The organism is Leptolyngbya sp. FACHB-1624 (assembly GCF_047649235.1).
GTDB lineage: Bacteria > Cyanobacteriota > Cyanobacteriia > Leptolyngbyales > Leptolyngbyaceae > Leptolyngbya > Leptolyngbya boryana.
In genome coordinates this window covers 1,740,614-1,760,016 of sequence record NZ_CP180258.1, presented here as the reverse complement: position 1 = coordinate 1,760,016, position 19,403 = coordinate 1,740,614, and the positions used below count along the sequence as shown (strand labels likewise).

Genomic DNA, 19,403 nt, shown 5'->3' with positions numbered 1-19,403 from the left:
TTTGAAAGCAACGGGGTTTTCTGAGTGATTGCGATGTCTCCTCGTCCGGTTGGGCGCAATTGGAACACAGTCAGCTTCCCATCGACGCTGTATCTGATTCCGATTTTGGATCTTCTCCTCTCAAAAGTTCCTAGCCGCTGGCGGGCTGAGGTGCGGTTAGGACTCCAAGAAGCTCTTGTCAATGCCGCAAAACACGGGAATTGCCTTGATCCTGGCAAAAAAGTTCTAATTCAGTTTTCAATGGTCGCTGATGAGTATTGGTGGATCATTTCAGATCAGGGATGCGGTTTTGATGCTCCGGTCTGCTGTTGTGAAGAAGAAGTTGAAGGTCAACTCCCTTGCTACGAAGGTGAATCAGGGCGGGGATTGTATATCTTATATCAGGTTTTTGACCAAGTTGAATGGAACGAAGAAGGAACGGAATTGCGACTCTGTAAGCAAATTCGGAATTCTGCTCGCTTGCCTTTAGTAGTTTAGTACTAATGTTCTTTTACGTCAATTGAATTCTGTCAGAAATAACTCTTTAGGCCTTTTGATCTGGGTTCTTTAGCATTCCTAGAATTGTCTGTACGTTTCGACTTCTGCAATGTAGACGAGTCATTGCGGTATTTTTTTGCTATCTTGGCAGAGCAGATTGCCCGATCGCGGATTATTTAAGTGCAATGAAAACGAAACGGTTAGAGCTATTTTTGTTGGCAGGTTGTTCGTGTCTGATTACATTGTTGACCCAACCGATTGCGAGTGCGATCGCATCTCCTCCAACGTTGCCCCATCTTCAAGCACCGAGACCTGTAGCAGGAGCATTCTGCGGGATCAAGGAAAAAAAACTTCAGGCACAGACAACACTCAACTAGACGCTAAGTTTAGAGGCTAAGTTGATAGGATCCTAAAGGATGTAGGCATTTGCATCAATCTTAAGTAAGATCTTATCAAGGATGCCTACCCGATCATCCTTGCCTGAAAATTGATTGAGTGAGGTTTGAGATGTTAGAGAAGCTTCTCCAGGCGATCGCCATCACAGTACTCTTAGCACTGCTCGCTGGGATTGGTATGCCTAAACCTAAAGAAACATCTAGCCCACTCTTTCATGCTCTCTTCTCATTTCCGATGCGAGAATGGGGATCGATCAATTGATTTTGCACATTACGACTCGCGATCGCGCCGAAATTGCACAGCGAACCGGAGTTTATCGCGCTGATTCTTTGGATACGGAAGGGTTTATTCACTGTTCAACTCAGGATCAGGTGATTTGGGTTGCCAATCAGTTTTACGCAGGACAGCGTGACCTCGTTTTACTCTGCATTGATCCTCAAAAGGTGAATTCAGAGATTCGATATGAAGCAGTTGAAGGCGTTGGAACTTTTCCGCATATCTATGGCGAATTGAATGCAGATGCGATCGTCAAAATTCTCGACTTTCCACCCCATGCAGACGGGACATTTTCGCTCCCAAATAATCTGTAACTAAAAATCCGAAGTGGTTAGGTTTTGTTAAGATTTTAAAACTTGCCTAACCCTGGAGTTTTTTATGTTGCGCCTCGAACACGTTAGTAAGATCTATCCCACTGGCGAAGTCCTAAAAGACATTAACTGGGAAGTCAAACCGGGCGATCGCATCGGGTTAGTCGGTGTGAATGGCGCAGGCAAATCGACGCAGCTCAAAATCATTGCAGGCGAAATTGAACCCACCGATGGTGAAGTGATTCGTCCTGCGAGTCTGCATATAGCCTACTTGACGCAAGAATTTGAAGTCGATCCCACGCGCACTGTCCGGGAAGAATTTTGGCGTGCCTTCAAAGAGGCAAACGAGGTGCATGAAGCGCTATCTAAAGTGCATGTGGCGATGGAATCCGCAACGCCAGAAGAGTTAGACAAGTTGCTGAACAAAATGGATCGGCTGCAGCGGCAATTCGAGGCGATGGATGGGTATGGGCTAGAAACTCGGATTGAGAAAATTTTGCCCGAAATGGGATTTGATTCTGATGATGGAGATCGTTTGGTCAGCGCTTTCAGTGGCGGATGGCAGATGCGGATGAGTTTGGGCAAGATTCTCCTTCAATCGCCTGATCTCTTACTCCTTGACGAGCCGACGAACCATTTGGACTTAGAAACGATCGAATGGTTAGAAAACTATCTCAAAGACCTTTCTACTCCAATGGTGATTGTGTCTCACGACCGAGAATTTCTTGATCGACTCTGCACCCAAATTGTGGAAACTGAGCGCGGTGTATCGACCACGTATCTCGGCAATTACTCCGCTTACTTGCAGCAGAAGCAGGAACAGCGAGACGCACAAATGAGCGCATTTGAGCGGCAGCAGAAAGAATTGGAGAAACAACAGGCATTTGTCGATCGCTTCCGTGCCAGTGCGACTCGAAGCACGCAGGCAAAGAGCCGCGAAAAACAACTCGATAAAATTGAGCGGATCGAAGCGCCCGATTCTGATGTGAGAACGCTGCATTTTCGATTCCCGCCCGCACCCCGAAGCGGACGCGAAGTGGTGATCATTGAAGATCTCACGCATATGTATGGCGACAAAATTCTGTTCTTAGGCGCAGAGTTGCTGATTGAACGTGGGGATCATATTGCCATTCTCGGACCCAACGGAGCTGGAAAATCAACCCTGCTGCACCTCATGACCGGAAGTGAACAGGCAGTCGAAGGCACCATTAAGTTAGGGGATCACAACGTGATCCCCAGTTATTTTGAGCAAAATCAGGCGGAAGCACTGGATTTGAATAAAACCGTCGCCGATACAATTCACGATGAAGTCCCAGATTGGAAAAATGAGGAAGTTCGCACACATTTAGGGCGATTTCTGTTTAGTGGTGATACCGTTTTCAAGAAGGTAGAATCACTCAGCGGAGGAGAAAAAGCGCGGTTGGCATTAGCAAAAATGCTGCTTCAACCCGCTAATTTGCTGATTCTGGATGAGCCAACGAATCATTTAGATATTCCTGCCAAAGAAATGTTAGAAGAAGCGATTCAAAATTACGATGGCAGTGTCGTCATCGTGTCGCACGATCGCTACTTTATCTCTCGAACTGCCAACAAAATCGTCGAGATTCGAGACGGCGAACTCCGCTTGTACCGGGGAGATTACCACTACTACCTGGATAAAATCGCTGAGGAGAAAGAGAAAGCCAGATTAACCGCGATCGAGGCTGAAAAAGAAGCGAAAGCTGCCGAAAAACGCGCGAAGCAGAAAGAAAAAGAAAAAACGAAAAAAGCTCAAAGAAGCGCGTAATTTCCAGAAAAAACCGCTAAGATTCAAAGCATTAGAATTCGAGAAAACGATTTGTGATCAATCTTTGACTTGATCGCAAATCGTTGATTCTTCTGAGTAGTTTTCCTAGCAAGATTTAAGAAGTAAATCAACTTGTTAAGAAATTGTTAACAAAAGAGCGAAGTTGATTTTTATATGCAGGGAAAACGCGAAGGATTACTGAGCAATGCTATGATTTGCGGAGAATATTTCAGTGAAAGGGCAGAAAAATATGGGGCAAGCGCCTGTTTCTCCTGTGGTGCTTATTATTCTGGATGGCTGGGGCTACCGCGATAGTCGCGATGGCAACGCGATCGCGCAGGCGAAGACTCCGGTGATGGATAGTCTGTGGGCAGCGTATCCGCACACGTTAATTCGGACTTCTGGTCGAGATGTCGGATTACCCGATGGGCAAATGGGCAATTCAGAAGTCGGACACCTGAACATCGGGGCAGGGCGCGTCGTCCCTCAAGAATTGGTGCGGATTTCTGATGCAGTCGAGACTGGAACGCTGTCACAGAATCCAAAGTTAGTCGAAGTTTGTCAAACTGTGCAGCATCGGAAGACGAAGTTGCATCTAGTTGGGTTATGTTCGACGGGTGGCGTTCATTCTCACATTTCTCACTTGGTTGGATTGCTCAACTTAGCGAAGTCACAAGGACTGGAAGAAGTTTATATTCATGCGATCACGGACGGTCGCGATACGCCTCCAAAGGCTGCAATTCAAGAAATCCAGCACTTGCAAGCTGAAATCGACCGCGTCGGGATTGGCAAGATTGTCACCATTAGCGGTCGCTATTATGCGATGGATCGCGATCGCCGTTGGGATCGTGTTGAAAAGGCTTATCGGACGATGACTCAACCCGGAGAGGGAACGGGACAAAGTGCGATCGACGTGCTGAAACAGTCTTACGAAGCTGGCGTGACCGATGAGTTTGTTGAGCCGACTCGACTGGCTGCGGGAGCGATTGAACCTGGCGACGGCATTATTTTCTTTAACTTCCGTCCGGATCGCGCCCGGCAATTGACGCAGGTGTTTGTTGATCCTGCGTTTAACGGATTTGAGAGAACCCTAATCTCTCCGCTGGCATTTGTGACGTTTACCCAATACGATCCCTCGCTTTCGGTCAAGGTCGCATTTGAAGCGCAAAACTTCAACAACATCTTAGGCGAGGTGATCTCTCGTCACGGATTGCGGCAACTGCGCACGGCTGAAACTGAGAAATATGCTCACGTGACTTACTTTTTCAACGGGGGGCTAGAGGAGCCTTTCCCAGGAGAAGATCGCGAGTTAGTTCCGAGTCCAATGGTACTGACTTACGACAAAAAGCCTGCGATGTCGGCGGAAAAAGTCACAGCAGGCGCGATCGCGGCTGTGGAAAAGCGCATCTATTCCATGATTGTGATTAACTATGCCAACCCGGATATGGTGGGGCATACGGGACAAATGGATGCGACGGTAGAAGCGCTAGAAACCGTCGATCGATGTTTAGGGCAATTGCTGGAATCGATTAATCGAACAGGTGGAACAGCCCTAATCACAGCCGATCACGGCAATGCAGAGGTAATGTGGGATGAAAACCACAATCCTTGGACAGCGCATACGACGAATCCGGTTCCTTTCATTTTGGTGGAAGGAGAGGGCTTAAAGATTCCGGGGCATGGAACTGAAGTTTCTTTGCGAGATGACGGAAGGTTGGCGGATATTGCGCCGACAATTTTGGATATCTTGAAGTTACCGATCCCGGAAGAGATGACAGGTCGATCGCTGATCGAGAAGGCGGAATTTGATGTGAGAGCAAATCGCACACCTGTTAAGATTGCGCGCTAGGTAATTTTCGAGAGTCATGTTTGAACTGTCCCCTAGGTGAGAATTTGCCTGGGGGATTTTTTGTGCAAGGGAAAAGAGTGTGGGTCGGTTTGTTGTGCAGCACAATCAATCTGATAGAGGAAGTGGGGAGTGGGGAGTGGGGAGTGGGGAGAATCCAGACTCAGAGGACTGACTTTAAAAGAAAAAGATAGAAGCTGGTAAGGCTTCTATCTCCTCTCAAATCTGATGATCTCAATCAAACTGATATTTCTGCTGCAACTCCTCCAATTGACGTTAAGAAGGCTAAGAGTTTTGAGGTTGTTCCAGCGGCGAGCAAAGCTAACTTCACTTGAGCTTTTGCTAGTTCTGCACTTGCAAATAGAGTTGAGCCACCTTGATCAAACAAGCCCGCGACCCAGATGAACGAATCTGGTAACTGCCGCTCGCGAACATCATGATTGCTCGATCGACGTGCATCATCGATCACAATACTGTACGCGACCGTTTGCAAGAGGAAATGGCTCGGATAGAGGACAGTTTCTAATCCAGCATTCACCTTTTTGACTGTGCCTACGTCTTTTGCCCCTTTGGCTTTTGCTAGAATTGCGGCTGCGGCTCCTTTCATTGCAATCCAACCTGAAATCGCAATCATCGACCACTGCAACGCTTCTACTGCGGTTCGCAACGCTGCTGGCAAGCTAGACACGTCCCGACGACCCATGATTTCTGCTGCAAGCCCAATTCCACCAAAAGCAGAAGCGAGTCCAAGTGCGACTTCGGGTGGAAAAGCAGGTTCTTCTTCTGAAGCTGCGGAGGCACTTTGATAAAGCGAGATGGCGGATTTCGCAAATGCACCGACGAGTGTGCCAATCCAAGCATATCGCTTGATGTCTGCAACACCAGACTGTACGGTCATGGGAGTGTTAAACGGCAGAATCAACTTCTCTCCTTTTTTGAGGGGAGCTTCTTGGAAAAACACCTTGTAGCTGAGTGTGCCGGGGATCGCGAATAGTAACATCAAGGCATCAATTAACCGGAATGAAGTATCGACTTTCATACCCGGAAGCACCAGATTGACCAACTTCTCAATGAAGGGAAAGCGCACTTTGAGAAATAAAGTATCTCGAAGGACTCCGATAATATCTTTCATCAATTCGAGCGATCGCATTAACAGATCTCGTAATGTCTGTAGCAAGCCAGACAACGCTTCTGCACCGACTGCAATCAAGACATTCCGAATCAATTGAAAATTCAAGTCTTTGCCTGTTGGGAGCTGATGGTTAAACAGTGCAGACAAGTCAGCTTCAATCTGCTGCCAGCACGCGAATAGATTGTCCGCTGTATCTGAAAATAGTCCTTTGATAAAAGATTCCGCAGCTTCGGTTGCTTCAGTTATAGGATTTGGACTTTCGATACTGATAATTTGCGAGCCAATATCTTTGATACGCTCATTGATCCAAGCAACTACACTATTGCCAGTCGCTCGATCAATCAATGTTTGAATCGGAGCTGTGATCGATTGCAAGTCATCCAAAATACTTGCACTAGGAGCGATAGGTGCTAGCTTTTTCGGTGGCACTCCTGCTTCTGTCCGCCAATCTTCGATTTGGTTCAATGCTATATCGAATCCTTTATCGACATGAGTTTTGAGAGTAGAAATCGAAGCTTGAAAATAGCGGAGAGCTTCATCTGTTGCATCGACCATTGCATCACGCACGAACAGAATATCATTCCAGTCAAAGAGGAGCTTCAGATGTTCCCAAACCCACTCAGCTTTGATTTTTACTTGCTCCCAAAGCCATTTGAAGAAAGACCCGACTTCTTCTAAGGTCTTGATAGCAAATCGCTTAATTTTGTCTCCCAGTTGGCAAATAAACTCATAGGCTTCTCCAGCTTTTTGGATCACAAACACTGCACCTTTGTAAATGAGGTCGCCTACTCCCTCAAAGAAATCTGCGATCGTATCTCCTAAGTTCGTAAAGAATTCGCCTGCACTCTTGGATTTGACAAGCCGATCGACATCACTCTGCAACGCTGCCTTTAAGCCTTTAGCTGTAGCGATGATCCCCCACTGATACCCTTGTGGTACGGTGTCCGATCGTAATTCAGAACTGTAAGCTGCATTGGGTTCGACGAGCCGCACTCCTGGAGCAACGGTGGTGGTTGAATCAGTGAGTTTTGCGACTTGATTTAATGCAGCCGCGATCGCATCGACTTGAGTCCGATTCGCTCCAGTACGGAAGCTTTCGGATAACAGTGAAAACGTGCCTTCTGGAGTTGTAAAGGTTGCCGATCGCAGATCATCCGCAGTCATCGTTTTGAATCGTTGATGCACACTTGCAGCAGGATTAACTTCGATCGCTTTATCAATCGATTCGACTGAGAAACGATAAATCGCAGGAGTCAGCGATCGCACTGCATCAAATATGCTCACAGCGCCATTGGCATCCGTTTCCGTCTCGATTGACACATTAGGACTGAGAAAGACGGTTTCATTGTTCATCACTACGCTACACAGTACGGATGCTGAAACAGTTACTTTGCGATTCGGTTGGGGTGTTCCTACTGCATCAAGCACTCGAAGTGAAGTGCCATAGCAGGGAATCCGAGTTAGCTCACCCGCATCTACAAGGAGAATCGGAGTTTCTTGCCAAACACCCGTTCCTGCATCTTGCCAAAGATAGCTAGCACGACTATTCGTGTAAACAATCAACAGAGAAGTTGTTGCATAGTCATCTCCTTGGATCGGTGCAATCTCTTGTACATCCGTGCGCAGGCGTAACGGCGCACTCCAGCCATTCGTCGATCGCTTTACAATGTTCAAGTCACCATTTTGTAGTAATGTCCAAACTGCGATCGTTCCGTCTGCATTATCTCCGATGACTAAATCTTCAACATTCGGTGCTAATTCTGCTGGCACAATTGCTTCAACTTTTGCTTTTGCTGCTTGATCCTGCTCATCGGCTGAGATGAACTGCGTGCCTTGTCCGGCAATGTAGAGATCGCTAGCACCATCGCGAGTGACAGTTGATTCGAGCACCGTTGCTCCTGCTGGACAAGGTAAAACAACGACGGGAGGAGTCGATACAATCCGCCCTGTCTTGTCATAGGTCGGGAATGGACGGAAAGAAAGCACGCGCTTCCCTCCACTAGTTCCGAGGACATGCAATCCACCTCCAAAGACAGGATGTACTCCAACTTCAAAATCAAAGATTTCTTGCAAAGTCACAGCTGGATTGAAGACAAAAGCTTGATTAAACTTCTGTCCTGGTCTTAATAAGTAAACGGCTTCATTTGCACCTTGATTACCTGCTAGAACAATCGTCCAGCTATCTCCATCATCCAAGACTCGAATTGCAGCGAGTCGCATCATGGCGCGAGTTCCACAATCAACCCAAGGAATGTTATCCCAATCGGTATGTTGGCTACTGAGATCATAGGCAACAAAGACGCGACTGAGCGCAGGTTGAACGGGATCGCTGACTGCAACGGAGATCGTAATGCGATCGTCATCTGTCCAGGCAGCACCCAAAGCATGAACTTGAGAATTTCCGAAAGCACGATTGAGATCAAATCGTTTCCAGCCTGAGCTATCTTGGCGAACGAGCGAGAATTGGTTGCGATTGCCGATCGTTAGCACCATTGGCGTAAGGACAGTAGAACGTCGATCGGGAATCGCAATGACTCGACGTTGGAAGCGTCCTTGTTGTTGTGGATCAGCGAGATCTTCTCGCCCAAAGGTGCGAGCAGATGCCATGTAATCGATGATATCGGTTGAAACTGTGAAGCGGGTGGATTGTCCTTGCTGGTCGAGAGTGGAAAAGCTAGTAACGTTTGGAGTGTTCATGATTTTATGTTGAAGAGTTGAAGTGGGTTCGGGATCTGAGATCCAACAGATCCCGAATTGCAAGCAGAACTAAGGAGCTTGATAGATTACGTCCATGAGCAGATCGCCCGTCTGATCGGAGAAGTGGAGATTCTGGAACGTAAATACGCCACCACCTGGAGGAATGAATTGATGTTTCGAGAGGTCAATATCAATGCGCGACAGTACACCTTGAAGAACTTGGCTAATTTGATTGACCTGATCTTGTGCAGCATTCCCTAGTTCTGTTTCCATATCTTTGATCCCGAAAAGCTTTTGGAAAGCTTTCGTTACTTCTGCAAAACCATCGGTATCGCCGGAAATCTGAATGGGTGAAAATTGAGGATCGTTGAGATCGGGATGAATACTAAACTCAGTTCCAATTCCTTCAGCAGTTAGTGTAATAGAAGCACTGAAAGTTCGAGTTCCTGAACCATTCACAGATAGGCTCGGCAATCCATCTTTATTAACTAGGGTAGGGAGAGTGCGCTCTCGATATGTCCGAGAGCTAGAAATTTGACCAGAGATACTCAGAGTATTCGTGCCTGGTACGAGCGTAATACTCACGGCATAACTATCACTGGAATCGAGAATCCGTTGTACGATGTCTTTGCGTCGATCGCTTCTAGAATCCGACTTGGAGTAAGTCCGAGTATTCCCGTTGACCATTGGAGAAAAGCCAAACTGTTGAGTAAACAGAGGAATTAAATATTCATCAAAAAACTTCTCTTTGCGAATCGCCATCACGCCGGAAATCGTCGAGGTTTGACCATTGATTTGATCAGGGCGAATCCAATCATCTTTGAGATTAATGCGTGCTCCATTACGATCGCTCGGCAGAGCACGATCCGAGAACATCCCTAAATAGCTCAAAGTACTTGCTTCCGGAGCGATCTCATTCGGATCGACATGGAAGATAAAGTCGGTCATCGCAAACGTTGGCGTTGCTTGTTCACGGTTTCGTCGCACCACCGTTCCGAGCATAAATTCGCCCATCTCGCCTTGCAGCAATAGATTCAGAGATTCAAGTGCTTTCGTTTTTGCAGCTTGTGGAACTTCCGCAGGGATCTGAATCTGTTGTCCGCCAGAAAGGAGGAGATCAACAGTCGTAAACTTTAGGAATAAATATTCGATCGAGAAAACGGATTCGGGTAGACCCGACTTTGAGATCGTTTCACTTGCAAGATTTTTAGCATCCGGATCAATCGCTGCTAAGGTTTTGAGATCGACAGGTTTCTTATCGAGATCGACTACAACTCCAATGCTCCAATTTTCGATCGGATAGGTAGCTTTATCTTCTGCTTCTTCATCGTAGTAAGTTACTACTCCTGATTGTAGATGCAGAGTAACATTGACTTGCCCCAGTTTGCCGTTTGGAACATTAAAATCAATGGTGATTGGTGCCAGTTTTGTACGAATGCCGTAAGTTGCAGGAACTTGTTGACCATTTTTATTCAGTTTAAATTTAGGAAGAACAATTTCACTTTCAATGTTTTTGCGGCGTACCCATGCTTTCCAAGCGTATTGAAGCTGAGTGTTGATTGCTTGTTGCGTCAAGGCTAATGCCATATCAAAATCAGTGAGGGCATTTTTACTATCACCCCGTTTTGCTACGCTCCGAACTTCATTTGCGCGTAGAATAGCTCTGTTTTTTAGAAACATGTTGCGGTTCCTCAGATAGGTTTGTGGTGTCTTGTTGAAGACCCTTTTACGATATGGGAACTGCTTAGGTCAGTCGATAATGGAAAGTTATGGAAAGTTATGGAGTTGAAAATAGAGTGCTGAATGGTGGTTTTTAATAGGATGAGAGTGGTTTCAGAGAGGTGCTTATGCAATCATCGAATCTCATCAGTGTGGCTGTGATCGATACAGGTGTTGATCCTGAGCGAGTGAATGCTGCTCACTTGCTGACCGGATTAAATTTGAGTGATGAAGGAGATCGCAATGAAACCATCGACTATGGAACACACGGAACCGCGATCGCTCAAACGATTCTACAAATCGTGCCAGAAGTACGGATTGTTCCGATTAAAATCGTGAATCGGCAAGGGATTCTTCGCAATCTAGAAGCAATGTCGATCGCATTTGAATGGATTCTCGAACATCACGATCGACTGAATATCCGAGTCGTGTGTGCTGCGATCGCAGATATAACCTGTTCTGAATCCGATGAGTACTATGCTGAGCATCCTTTGCGTCCTTTGATTTCTCAGCTCCGAAATTCACAAGTTGCAACGGTTGCAGCAGCCGGAAATGGGTATGCACATCATCATCGGCAAGGCATGGCATTTCCAGCAATTTTGCGAGAAGTGATCAGTGTTGGAGCGATCGCACAAACGCCAGCCGGATTGCAACTCGCAAACCATTCACAACGGCTACATCCTAGTACTGGAAGAGGTTGCCATACCACATTTTTTGTAGAACCGGGTGCGCCCGGAGACACGAGCGGAGCTGCCGCAACTGTTGCAGGTCGTCTGGCAAAATTAGCTCAGTCTCAAACAACGATCGATGAATGGATTGATCAGTTAGAACAGTCTTGTCAAATCGTGCGCGATGAGGATGGATTAGAGTGGGAAATCATTTAGCTTGCTGCAAACAATGCTGATGCAATGAGTGCTGCAATTGTCCGAATATGATTCCAAAATGTCCAATTCGTCAAATATCTTGCCCAGAGATTCGCGCCTTCGGTACTCTCGGGTTTGACAACTGCTAATGCATCATTTAGCGGAACATTGAATACGATCGTCACTCCGACTGTACCCATGAGATAAAGTAAACTGCCTGCTAGAAGAAATGCCGTGTGCGGTTGATGCCAGTTCAGCAATGCAGCGATCGCGAGCAGTAGACAAACTGATGCTGTACCGAAGATCGCAAACATAAAGAACGGATTAATCGCTTTGATGTTGATGGATTGCATGGCTGCAATACCTTGAGCAGGTTGCAGGCTCTCCAGAGCAGGCATCACAAAGGTTGAAAACGCAAAGAAAACACCCCCAACTAATCCACAGCCAAGGGCAGCAAAAAGCTTGAATGAAAACAGCGACGAATTGAGCAATGTCATCATGTGCCTATGACAGCAGTTTTAGTATCGGGGAACTGAGCGATCGACTACGATCGAGTAAGCATCAATTCCACCTGAGATATTTTTTACATTGGTAAATCCTTGCTGGGTGAGCCAGTGACACATCTGCGCTGATCTCACGCCATGATGACAAAGCACTAATGTTTCCGTTTCAGGATCAAGCTGGCTATAGATTTGCTCAGCCCATTCCGAAAATTGGCTGAGTGGAAGATTTTGAAACGGTTTTAGAGAAGCCATTTCAACTTCCCAGGGTTCGCGCACATCGACAAATTGGATATTTGGATTGTCGAGGCATTGAGCCAAGTCTTCAACAGTGATTTGAGAAAAGGACATAGCGATCAAAAATCAGGGTTAGAGCTAGTTTACGCGATCGCTTCTGATCAATCACCCCCACTCTCTCCGGTTGTCGCCTTCTGCGCTGCATACCGTTCCTTAAAAACTCGTTGCTGCACCGCGTGATCAATGATCGGCTTTGGATATCCGGCTCGATCGCGCTCTGCTGCTGAAATCTTGCCCGAAATCAAATCTTGTGTCTCTACACCCCGCAATTCTGGCAACCATTCGCGAATATATTCCGCCTCCGCATCAAACTTCTTCGCCTGACTCGCTGGATTAAAAATTCGCAACGGCTTTGGATCCATTCCGCTCGAAGTACTCCACTGCCAGCCACCATTGTTTGCCGACAAATCGCCATCATACAACCGCTGCATAAAGTACTTCTCACCGAGCCGATAATCGACCAGCAAATCTTTCGTCAAAAAGCTTGCCACAATCATGCGACAGCGATTATGCATCCAAGCGGTTGCATTCATCTGCCGCATCGCCGCATCGATAATCGGATAGCCCGTTTTGCCTTCGCACCAAGCCTGAAAATACTTCTCGTTATTCTCCCAAGGAAAATCCTTGAGAACTTTGCGGTAAGCGCCGTCTGCTAATTCAGGAAAATGATACATCGCATGTTGATAAAACTCGCGCCAAGCAAGCTCCTGCCGCCAAACTCGAATATCATCACTTTCCCCGCGATTCTCGGCTGTCTCAACGGTCGCTGCCCAAACCTTCCGAACGCCAATCACACCAAATTTCAATGCAGCACTGAGTAAAGACGTTCCAGACTGAGCCGGAAAATTTCGTTGTTCTTGATACGAGTAAATTGCACTAGCGCAAAATTCTTCGAGTCTTTCCTGGGCTGCTTTTTCACCTGGATCAAGTAGGAGGGGATGCTCCCAAACGTACCCAAGTTCTTTTTCGGTGGGTAGCTCGATCGTGCCTTCTGCTTGCTCTCGCTCTGAATCAGTCAATCCTTCTACACCTGCGAGATCCGGTGCAGGCGCTTTTTTCTTCTGAAGGCTCCAATTCTTCCAAAATGGAGAATACACCGTATAAGGTGTGCCTGATCCTGATTTGATTTCTTCAGGTGAATGCAGCAATTGATCCCAGAATGTCTGTACTTCAATACCCAGATGATTCAGAGCAGTAACTACAGATTGATCGCGATCGCGTCCATACGGTTCCACATCTTGGTTGAAAAACACAGCCGCAGCATTCAGCGATCGTGCTAATTTCGGAATTCCCTCTTTCGGATCGGCTTGAATAATCAGCAATTCGCTGCCTGCCTCTGCATACCTTTTTTGCAAAGACTGCAAGCTTCCGATCAAATACTTCACTCGTGCGGAAGCTACATCATCTCGATCGAGAATCAAGGGGTCAAGACAAAATACACCAACAATTTTGCGCGATCGTGCGCGTGCCGCAGCCAAACCAAGATTGTCAGAAATCCGCAGATCCCGACGATGCCAAAACAAAATCAAATCAGACATAACTCAGGAGTCGGACAACAAAGATCGGGCTAAAAAGAAGCTAGAAATCGACTTAGAATCTGCAAGATCTCCAGCATGGATTGCCGCTTCTACTTCTTGCGCAGACATTAACACAGTTTCAATATCCTCATCGTCATCTTGAGGAGGAGGTTGATCCACGATCGTTACGTCTGTTGCGAGAAACGCATAAATCACCTCATCCGAATAGCCCGGAGCTAAGAAAAACTCTCCCAACTTCTTCCAATTCTCTGAGGTATATCCTGTCTCTTCCTGAATCTCACGTTGCACAGTTTCGAGCGGATCTTCTCCTTTCTCGACTGTCCCCGCTGGAAACTCATACAATCGACGCTGCACGGCAAATCGATATTGCTTCACCAGCACCAACTTTCCATCGGGCGTAACCGGAATCACTAAAGCACCGCCGGGATGCCGAATACATTCCCAATCGCCCTCTGCCCGATTCGGCAGCCGCAAATGATTGACTTCAAAGTTAAACTTCCGCCCTTTGTACAAAAGGCGTTGTTTGAGGAGTTGAGGAGGTTCTGATCCCAGAGACATGACTCTTACAGGGTGAAGGTGAATCGAAGCTCAGAGCTTTCTGACACCAGAGCCATCGACGAATTGAGCCAGTTCAGCGATCGAACGATTCAATTGGGGATGTCTCCAATCGGGGGCGATTTCGGCTAATGGCACCAGCACAAAAGCGCGATCGCTCATCCGAGGATGTGGAATGCAGAGCGTCTTGGTTTGGAATACTACATCATCAAACAGCAAAATGTCCAAGTCAAGCGTGCGAGCATCCCATTTTTGGTGTCGAATTCGTCCAAACTCCGCTTCAATTTGCTGAAGTTTTGCCAAGAGGTCAAGGGGTTCTAATGAAGTTTCGAGAATAGCGCAGCCGTTGAGATAGTCCGGCTGAGGTGGGCTATTGGGTAAGGTGACGGCTTTGGTCTGATACCAAGACGATCGCGCAATCACAGTTTCTAACCGACTGAGCGCAGATTCTAGAATGGCTTGAGAATCTCCTAAGTTACTGCCAAGTGCGATCGCGTATTTCATCAGATGAGGTTTGTGGTTGGGCTATCAATTATAGTCAACGGAATCGACGCACATTGAATCGACTTGAATGACGAGCGTTTGATCAGGGTTGGAACTGTTTGAACGATTGAGCACGATGCAAATTGGTTCACGCGAGATGTTCTAAAGGTTCGCATGAGACGCTCTGAGATTCGAGCGAGATGCTCTAAGTGTCGCGCGTGAATATTTGAGAATGGCGGGCGAATTTTGGATGAGCGATCGCGCTGCTCTGATCTTGATGCGCGAGGTTCAAAGCATGGTGAGCGGTGAGCGATCGTGCAATTTCAGACTCCATCAGATTAAGATTTATCCTATAGCTGTAGAGTGGCTCTTTCTGCCCTGTGTCGAATCTCACGCCGGAACCAATTGAGGTGTTCGTCTCGTATTCACATCGAGACGAGTTGTTGCGGGATGAATTGGCAAAGCATCTGAGTATTCTGAAGCGTCAGGGCGTGATTAAAGAGTGGCACGATCGAGAAATTAGCCCAGGATCAGAATGGAAAGGCGAGATCGCTGCTCATCTGAATTCGGCGAAGATTATTTTGTTGCTGATTAGCGCAGATTTTTTGGCTTCAGATTATTGTTATGACATTGAATTGACAAAAGCATTAGAGAGGCACGACCGCAAAGAAGCCTGCGTCATCCCGATTATTTTGCGCCCTGTCGATTGGAATGACGCTCCGTTTGGAAAACTCCAAGCGCTACCTGAGAATGCTGTACCTGTGACCAAATGGGAAAATCTTGACGATGCTTTTCTCAGCGTGACGCGGGGGATTCGTCAGACGATAGAACGATTGAAACAAGCACATCACGATAAGCTAGAACAACCAGAGAGAGAACGACAAAACTCACCAAAACTAGGTCAAATTAAAGAACATCAGGAAAGACAGCAGCAAGCTGTGCAACAGCCATCTGAGCAAGACACCCCTCAGCAAAATAATAAACAAGTCAGAAAGCATGATTGTCTAGTCAAAAGACTACCTTGGAGTCCGCTAACCTGCCTTGTATTAGGGTATGGTCTGTTAGGCTTTTTACTATCCGTATCTGCTGCTGAGATTCGAGTGTGGGCTTTGACTCTGGCTGGAGTTTTGATTGAGGCTGGAGCTTGGGTTTCGGCGAAAGCTTGGGGTTGGGCTTGGGTTCTCGTTGGAGCGTGGGCTTTGTCTGGAGCTTTATATGGAGCTTTAGGTAAGGTGTTAAATGGATCTGGTGCTAGTGTTGCAGTTGGAATATGGACTTTGGTTTTTGCTGGGGTTTGGGCTGGGAAACAGCTTTTGGAGTCGTTCAGTAGAATTGATACATGTTTTATTTTGGCTTTCACTTCAACGATCGGTTTAGCACTTGGAGCTTTAACCTACTGGATCACTCATCGCTGACCTCTCAACTCTAAGATTCAACCGATAGCTTCAGAAATCATTTGGGTTTTCGTCGATCGAGTTCCTAAATTTTTCCTGTTATAGTCGAACAATATCGCCGCATTCTAGACAAGCTAATGGTACATCCTGCGTTCACCGAGATTACCGATGAAGAACTAATGCAGATGAGTTCTAAGAATCCTGAACTGCGATTCGAGCGTAATGCAGACGGGAGTTTAGTCACCATGCCACCAACCGGGGGAATTTCGAGCAATCGAGAAATTAAAGCAGGGGCTTATCTTCTGATTCATGTCGAACAAAATGATTTAGGCGAAGTCTTCAGCTCAAGTGGGGGCTTTCGATTGCCAAACACTGCTGTGCGATCGCCTGATGCAGCGTTTGTTGCGAAGGGTCGATTGCCTGAAGATTGGGATCAGCAAGAAGATAAGTTTATTTCAGTTGTGCCTGATTTCGTCATTGAAATTCGCTCCAAGTCTGATTCGCTTGAAGGCTTGAAAGAAAAGATGCAGGAATATATTGAAAATGGAGTGAAATTGGGCTGGTTGATCGATCGTCAAAATAAAACTGCTTACGTCTATCGTGCTGATGGATCAATTACTCAATATCCTGAATCAGCGACTTTAAGTGGAGAAGATGTCGTTCCAGGGTTTACTCTAGCGCTCAAGGTTTTGTTGTAGGGGAAATACGATCGATAACTCCAAATCCAAATCCGAAAACTGAGGCAACTTCACCCTCTCATTCGGTAAAGCAATCCGCTTCACTCGATAACCAAATTCTGAGTCTGACTTACGATACGGTTCGCTATACATTTCTAAGACGCGATCGAGGAGATTGAAAATCCAATAATTTTGGATTTTATCTTCTGCGTACATCTCTAATTTCGTCTCTTGATCATAGGTGAGAGACGAATCTGAAATCTCAATCACGAGCAAAATATCTTCGGGTCTAGGATGTCCTGAAAGGTAATCATCCGGGCGATTCTGAACAATTGCAAAATCAGGTTCTGGCTCTCCATCGTTGGGAAGTGTAATCGGCGATTGATTCTGAAGCGTTGCGCGATCGCCTAGCAAGCGTGGCAATTCTCGGAGCAGTTTTCGATTGCAGGTTTCGTGTGCTTTGCCTTTTGCTGCCATGTGAATCAATTGTCCTCGAATCAGTTCAATATGATCGTCTTCCTGGAAAAATCCCAACTCGGTTAAGCGGTGATATTCCTCGATCGTGAACCGTTTTAGCGTTGGCACATTCATTGCACGACTGGATGTAATTGAGTTTGGTTGAGATATTCTAGTAATAGTAATCTTAGATAATCTTGCGCTTCTACATAGCGTTTGAGTTGCGTGTAGTCATTGTTTTCAGCGAAATACCAATCTGAAAAATAATCAATCTCAAACAGTTTGATTGATTTGAGATGTTGAATCGTTTCCTCGATCGACGAGCGCATGTTTTGGCTCAAAATCTGATGAGCATAGCCTTGAATTTGAGTCGTGAACAGCTCAATTTCGCCTAGGATACTGAAGGGTTGATCCTCTTCCCATTCTGAGAGTTGATGCCGCTCCGATTTGAGCGCTTGGTAATCTATGTTGAGTTGTTCAATCCGCTTGCGAATGTGAACGAGTTCAAGGTCAGACGAACGAGATAGAAGTTGCTCACTCATAATTCGTTAATTCTCTCCATATGAGATGATTTTCCCTGACCGCTCAATCAAAAATTCAAATCCTTTGTTCCATCTTATTGCGCCATCCGCTAAAGTCTTCTGTTTCGCGCTCTTCTTGTTGAAATTCTTAGCCTTGCGGAGATAGCGCAAATAATTGCCAGAATATCCATGTCGTTCAGCGTGGTCAACGATACTATGAGCAAGAGTCTCATAAGTCGCCTGATCCCAATCTGCTAGGAGTGCTTCAATCTATAAAGCCTCCGCTTCTGTGTAAGTTGCAAATAAAATTTGTTCATACGGATCAAGCGGATTTACCATTTACCCCCTCATTCGCTCATGCGTCCCATTTATCTTGATAATCATTCAACCACACGGGTAGACGATCGCGTTTTAGCCGCAATGCTTCCCTACTTCACTGAGCATTACGGCAATCCTGCGAGTGTGACTCATGCGTACGGATGGGAAGCAGAAGCCGCTGTCAAACAAGCACGAGAAATCATCGCCGATAAGATAGGCGCAACTCCAGAAGAAATTATTTTTACTAGCGGTGCAACTGAGGCAAATAATTTAGCGATTAAAGGTGTTGCAGAAGCTTACTTTAGCCAAGGACGACATATCATCACGGTTCAAACTGAGCACAATGCAGTGTTAGACCCTTGCCGGTATTTAGAATCGCTTGGATTTGAAGTGACTTACTTAGGAGTCGATCGCTTTGGCTTAATTGATCTAGAAGAACTCGAAAAAGCCATGCGAGAAGATACAATTCTAGTCTCGATTATGGCTGCAAATAATGAAATCGGAGTCATTCAACCGATTGAGCAGATTGGCGAGCTTTGTCACAGTCGCAATGTCCTGTTTCACACCGATGCCGCACAAGCCATTGGTAAAATTCCCCTGACTGTGAAAAATATTGATCTCATGTCGATTACAGGGCACAAGGTCTATGCGCCCAAAGGCATTGGAGCTTTGTATGTTCGGCGCAAGAATCCGCGAGTTCAACTCTCTGCTCAGTTACATGGAGGCGGACATGAGCGAGGAATGCGATCGGGAACACTTTACACGCCTCAAATTGTTGGACTCGGCAAAGCGATCGAGCTTGCTGAACCCGAAGAAAAAATCCGAGTCCTGCGCGATCGCTTATGGCAGCAGTTGAACATTGAAGGCATCCATCTCAACGGACATCCCACTCAACGCCTCCCCGGAAACTTAAATATCAGCATTGAGAATGTCGATGGACAAGCGCTCCTCCTCGGAGCGCAATCCACGATCGCGGTTTCATCCGGCTCTGCTTGTACCTCTGCAAAAATTGCACCCTCCCACGTTTTAACCGCGATCGGTGTCCCTGATGAATTAGCCTTTGCTTCGATCCGATTTGGCATTGGCAGATTCAATACAGAGGCAGACATTGATCAAGCAGCACAATGTGTTTTGCAGACTGTTAAAGCATTACGAAGCTAG

Annotated in this window: 20 protein-coding genes; 10 read left to right on the top strand and 10 right to left on the bottom strand. The window is 46.4% G+C overall.

What is annotated here, in order from left to right:
* The first annotated feature begins 33 nt into the window (after nt 1–33).
* From ACMUEV_RS08140 to gpmI, 6 genes are all read left to right on the top strand, one after another.
* Nucleotides 34–477: an ATP-binding protein gene (locus ACMUEV_RS08140; RefSeq protein WP_017289605.1), complete on the top strand. Its 444-nt coding sequence runs from the start codon at nt 34–36 to the stop codon at nt 475–477.
* Between the two features lie 185 nt (nt 478–662).
* The gene (locus ACMUEV_RS08135) at nt 663–854 is read left to right on the top strand and encodes a hypothetical protein (protein WP_017289606.1); all 192 of its coding nucleotides are present in this window, start codon (nt 663–665) and stop codon (nt 852–854) included.
* 130 nt (nt 855–984) lie between these two features.
* Nucleotides 985–1,134 (top strand): hypothetical protein, encoded by a 150-nt coding sequence (locus ACMUEV_RS08130; protein ID WP_017289607.1) that lies wholly within the window; start codon nt 985–987, stop codon nt 1,132–1,134.
* Nucleotides 1,116–1,463 carry a DUF952 domain-containing protein gene (locus ACMUEV_RS08125; protein WP_190650533.1) on the top strand — a complete coding sequence of 116 codons (348 nt, stop codon included), beginning with the start codon at nt 1,116–1,118 and terminating at the stop codon, nt 1,461–1,463. The genes ACMUEV_RS08130 and ACMUEV_RS08125 overlap by 19 nt, the downstream gene beginning before the upstream one ends.
* Before the next feature lie 64 nt (nt 1,464–1,527).
* Nucleotides 1,528–3,246: an ABC-F family ATP-binding cassette domain-containing protein gene (locus ACMUEV_RS08120; protein ID WP_017289609.1), complete on the top strand. Its 1,719-nt coding sequence runs from the start codon at nt 1,528–1,530 to the stop codon at nt 3,244–3,246.
* Nucleotides 3,247–3,496: 250 nt separating this feature from the next.
* Nucleotides 3,497–5,095, top strand: coding sequence for a 2,3-bisphosphoglycerate-independent phosphoglycerate mutase (gene gpmI, locus ACMUEV_RS08115; RefSeq protein WP_190650602.1), 1,599 nt, complete (start codon nt 3,497–3,499; stop codon nt 5,093–5,095).
* A gap of 235 nt (nt 5,096–5,330) precedes the next feature.
* Here the strand turns inward: gpmI and ACMUEV_RS08110 are convergent, their stop codons facing one another.
* Nucleotides 5,331–8,921 (bottom strand): hypothetical protein, encoded by a 3,591-nt coding sequence (locus ACMUEV_RS08110; protein WP_190650531.1) that lies wholly within the window; start codon nt 8,919–8,921, stop codon nt 5,331–5,333.
* A 69-nt stretch (nt 8,922–8,990) separates the two neighbouring features.
* Nucleotides 8,991–10,601 carry a hypothetical protein gene (locus ACMUEV_RS08105; RefSeq protein WP_190650529.1) on the bottom strand — a complete coding sequence of 537 codons (1,611 nt, stop codon included), beginning with the start codon at nt 10,599–10,601 and terminating at the stop codon, nt 8,991–8,993.
* A gap of 167 nt (nt 10,602–10,768) precedes the next feature.
* On the opposite strand from ACMUEV_RS08105, the gene ACMUEV_RS08100 reads away from it, so the two are divergent.
* Nucleotides 10,769–11,524, top strand: a complete 756-nt coding sequence (locus ACMUEV_RS08100; protein ID WP_190650527.1) for a S8 family serine peptidase — start codon at nt 10,769–10,771, stop codon at nt 11,522–11,524.
* Here the strand turns inward: ACMUEV_RS08100 and ACMUEV_RS08095 are convergent.
* The 6 genes from ACMUEV_RS08095 to ACMUEV_RS08070 all read right to left on the bottom strand — a co-directional run bounded on the left by ACMUEV_RS08095 (nt 11,521) and on the right by ACMUEV_RS08070 (nt 15,210).
* On the bottom strand, nt 11,521–12,003 hold the full coding sequence (locus tag ACMUEV_RS08095; protein WP_415354754.1) for a DUF1772 domain-containing protein: 483 nt from the start codon (nt 12,001–12,003) through the stop codon (nt 11,521–11,523). The two genes, ACMUEV_RS08100 and ACMUEV_RS08095, sit on opposite strands and share 4 nt — an antisense overlap.
* Nucleotides 12,004–12,021: 18 nt before the next feature.
* Nucleotides 12,022–12,354, bottom strand: a complete 333-nt coding sequence (locus ACMUEV_RS08090; protein ID WP_017289615.1) for a rhodanese-like domain-containing protein — start codon at nt 12,352–12,354, stop codon at nt 12,022–12,024.
* A gap of 47 nt (nt 12,355–12,401) precedes the next feature.
* Nucleotides 12,402–13,838 carry an FAD-binding domain-containing protein gene (locus ACMUEV_RS08085; protein ID WP_190650525.1) on the bottom strand — a complete coding sequence of 479 codons (1,437 nt, stop codon included), beginning with the start codon at nt 13,836–13,838 and terminating at the stop codon, nt 12,402–12,404.
* Between the two features lie 3 nt (nt 13,839–13,841).
* On the bottom strand, nt 13,842–14,396 hold the full coding sequence (locus ACMUEV_RS08080) for an NUDIX hydrolase (RefSeq protein ID WP_017289617.1): 555 nt from the start codon (nt 14,394–14,396) through the stop codon (nt 13,842–13,844).
* A 30-nt stretch (nt 14,397–14,426) separates the two neighbouring features.
* Nucleotides 14,427–14,897: a 2-amino-4-hydroxy-6-hydroxymethyldihydropteridine diphosphokinase gene (folK, locus tag ACMUEV_RS08075; protein WP_190650523.1), complete on the bottom strand. Its 471-nt coding sequence runs from the start codon at nt 14,895–14,897 to the stop codon at nt 14,427–14,429.
* A 184-nt stretch (nt 14,898–15,081) separates the two neighbouring features.
* Complete coding sequence (locus ACMUEV_RS08070; RefSeq protein WP_268181588.1) at nt 15,082–15,210, bottom strand: hypothetical protein; 129 nt, start codon at nt 15,208–15,210, stop codon at nt 15,082–15,084.
* Nucleotides 15,211–15,256: 46 nt separating this feature from the next.
* Between ACMUEV_RS08070 and ACMUEV_RS08065 the strand changes: the two genes are divergently transcribed.
* Together ACMUEV_RS08065 and ACMUEV_RS08060 are read left to right on the top strand one after the other, a co-directional pair.
* Nucleotides 15,257–16,291: a TIR domain-containing protein gene (locus ACMUEV_RS08065; protein ID WP_190650521.1), complete on the top strand. Its 1,035-nt coding sequence runs from the start codon at nt 15,257–15,259 to the stop codon at nt 16,289–16,291.
* Nucleotides 16,292–16,407: 116 nt separating this feature from the next.
* The gene (locus tag ACMUEV_RS08060) at nt 16,408–16,968 is read left to right on the top strand and encodes a Uma2 family endonuclease (protein WP_190650519.1); all 561 of its coding nucleotides are present in this window, start codon (nt 16,408–16,410) and stop codon (nt 16,966–16,968) included.
* Here the strand turns inward: ACMUEV_RS08060 and ACMUEV_RS08055 are convergent.
* Nucleotides 16,945–17,538 carry a Uma2 family endonuclease gene (locus ACMUEV_RS08055; RefSeq protein ID WP_190650517.1) on the bottom strand — a complete coding sequence of 198 codons (594 nt, stop codon included), beginning with the start codon at nt 17,536–17,538 and terminating at the stop codon, nt 16,945–16,947. The genes ACMUEV_RS08060 and ACMUEV_RS08055 overlap by 24 nt on opposite strands.
* Nucleotides 17,535–17,945: a hypothetical protein gene (locus tag ACMUEV_RS08050; protein WP_190650515.1), complete on the bottom strand. Its 411-nt coding sequence runs from the start codon at nt 17,943–17,945 to the stop codon at nt 17,535–17,537. Before ACMUEV_RS08050 ends, ACMUEV_RS08055 begins: the two co-directional genes overlap by 4 nt.
* Nucleotides 17,946–18,281: 336 nt before the next feature.
* Between ACMUEV_RS08050 and ACMUEV_RS08045 the strand changes: the two genes are divergently transcribed.
* A complete protein-coding gene (locus ACMUEV_RS08045) occupies nt 18,282–19,403 on the top strand; it encodes a cysteine desulfurase family protein (protein ID WP_190650513.1) in 1,122 nt (373 codons plus the stop codon).